Origin of the sequence: Streptomyces sp. NTH33 (assembly GCF_003236365.1) — a bacterium.
Taxonomy (GTDB): Bacteria; Actinomycetota; Actinomycetes; order Streptomycetales; family Streptomycetaceae; genus Streptomyces.
On record NZ_POTZ01000785.1, the window covers coordinates 1 to 1,929 of the forward strand.

Annotated in this window: 3 protein-coding genes and 1 pseudogene; all 4 read left to right on the top strand. The window is 70.3% G+C overall.

Translation table 11 applies throughout. The annotated features are described in order from the left end of the window. Positions 1-38 precede the first annotated feature (38 nt). Positions 39-395: pseudogene (locus C1I97_RS36215) on the top strand (ATP-binding protein); the annotation flags it as partial. After that, complete coding sequence (locus C1I97_RS36220; protein ID WP_111007153.1) at positions 392-799, top strand: roadblock/LC7 domain-containing protein; 408 nt, start codon at positions 392-394, stop codon at positions 797-799. The pseudogene C1I97_RS36215 and the gene C1I97_RS36220, both read left to right, overlap by 4 nt. Beyond that, positions 796-1,200: a DUF742 domain-containing protein gene (locus C1I97_RS36225; protein WP_111007154.1), complete on the top strand. Its 405-nt coding sequence runs from the start codon at positions 796-798 to the stop codon at positions 1,198-1,200. Before C1I97_RS36220 ends, C1I97_RS36225 begins: the two co-directional genes overlap by 4 nt. Further along, on the top strand, positions 1,181-1,801 hold the full coding sequence (locus tag C1I97_RS36230; protein WP_111007155.1) for a GTP-binding protein: 621 nt from the start codon (positions 1,181-1,183) through the stop codon (positions 1,799-1,801). Before C1I97_RS36225 ends, C1I97_RS36230 begins: the two co-directional genes overlap by 20 nt. Positions 1,802-1,929: the final 128 nt, after the last annotated feature.

The window sequence follows — 1,929 nt, forward strand, 5'->3', positions numbered from 1 at the left end:
GCTAGTCTCGTGGGATCGGAGATGTGTATCAGAGACAGGTGTCCATGGAGGACGACGTTCCCGAGGTCACCGAATGGACCGCGACCGGCCTGCCGCAGCGCCGCAGCCGGGTCAGGACCCCGCTCAGCGAGCGCATCGCCCAGCAGGCCGCCGCCGAGCACGCCGCACAGGAGAGCGGCGAGTCCGTGTGGGACGTGCACGGGCCCGCGCCCAAGGAGAACGAACCCGAACCGGGCCTGTGGGTCGAGGCCTTCTGGGACGGGCTGAAGAAGGACAACCCCGGACCGGACCCGACCGCGTTCACGCAGGACCCGACCGCTTATCTGCACCTGATCGAGAAGCCGGCCCGCGCCGAGGCCGACGCTCAGGCCGACGACGAGGGGGACCTCAAGTGATCCAGCAGCGAGCCAACTTCGACTGGATGCTCAAGGAGCTCCACGACGGCGTACCGGGCATCGAGATGATCGTCGTGCTCTCGGCCGACGGCCTGCGCATCGCCCGCTACGGCGGCGAGCCCGACGCCGCCGACCGGGTCGCCGCCGCCTGCGCCGGACTGCAGAGCCTCGCCACCGCCGTCGCCGTCGAGATCCCCGGCAGCGACGGCCGGATGAAGCTGGTCGTCATCGAGATCGACGGCGGCTACTTCTACCTGATGTCCGCCGGGGCCAACGCCTACCTCGCGGTGCTCGCCGACATCCGCACCGAACCCGGCCTGATGAGCGCCCGCATGCGCGACCTGGTGGTCCGCATCGGCGCCCATCTGACCAGTCCGCCCCGGCGGGGTGGGCAGACCGTATGACTCCTCCGCGACGCCAGAGGCGTTACCCCCGGCACGAGCCGCCGCCCCCCAAACCCGGCAAGCAGGGCGAGCAGAAGAACCCCGAGCGCCTGTACGTGGTCGCCGGGGCGGACGAGGACGGCGCCCGCGCCGCCCTCGACCTGGTCACGCTGATCGTGGCGCGCGCCGACCCCCCGCCGTCCGCCACCCCGGAACAGGCGGCGCTGCTGCGGCTGTGCACCGCGCCCCTGTCCGTGGCCGAGCTGTCGGCCTACCTCAACCTGCCGTTCAGCGCGATGACGGTCCTGATCACCGAGCTGCTCACGGCCGAACTGGTGCAGGCCCGCGCGCCGATCGTCCGCCGGGCGGTCCCCGACCGTTCCCTCCTCGAAGCGGTGATGCATGGACTTCAAAGGCTCTGACACCCTCCCCGGCCCGCGCGCCGGGGACCATCTGCCGCACACGGCCCAGGCCGCGGTGAAGATCGTGATCGTCGGCGGTTTCGGGGTCGGCAAGACCACCATGGTCGGCTCGGTCAGCGAGATCAGGCCGCTGACCACCGAAGAGACCATGACCCAGGCCGGTATCGGCGTCGACGACAACTACGGCTCCGAGTCCAAGACGGCGACCACCGTGGCGATGGACTTCGGCCGCATCAGCATCACCGACCGGCTGGTGCTCTACCTCTTCGGCACCCCCGGCCAGGAGCGCTTCTGGTTCCTGTGGAACGGGCTGTTCGAGGGCGCCCTCGGCGCGGTCGTGCTGGCCGACACCCGCCGGCTGGAGGTCAGCTTCGACGTCATAGGGCGTCTGGAAGAGCGTGGTGTGCCCTTCGTCGTCGCCGTCAACTCCTTCCCGGACGCCCCTCGTCACCCGATCCGGGAGCTGCGTACGGCGCTCGATCTGGCCGAGGAGATCCCGATCGTCGAGTGCGACGCGCGTCGCCGCGCCTCCAGCCGGGACGTGCTGATGACCCTCATGCGCTTCCTGCACTCCCTGACCGTGACGGGCTCGCCGCGCTGAGCCGGCTCCCTGCCCGCCTTCCCTCTTTCTCCGTTTCGTCTCTCCGTTTCGTCCTTCCGTTCCGAAAGCGACCGCTGTGACGCCTGAATCCCCCTTCCCGACCGGTACGGACGACCTCGCCCCCGCCC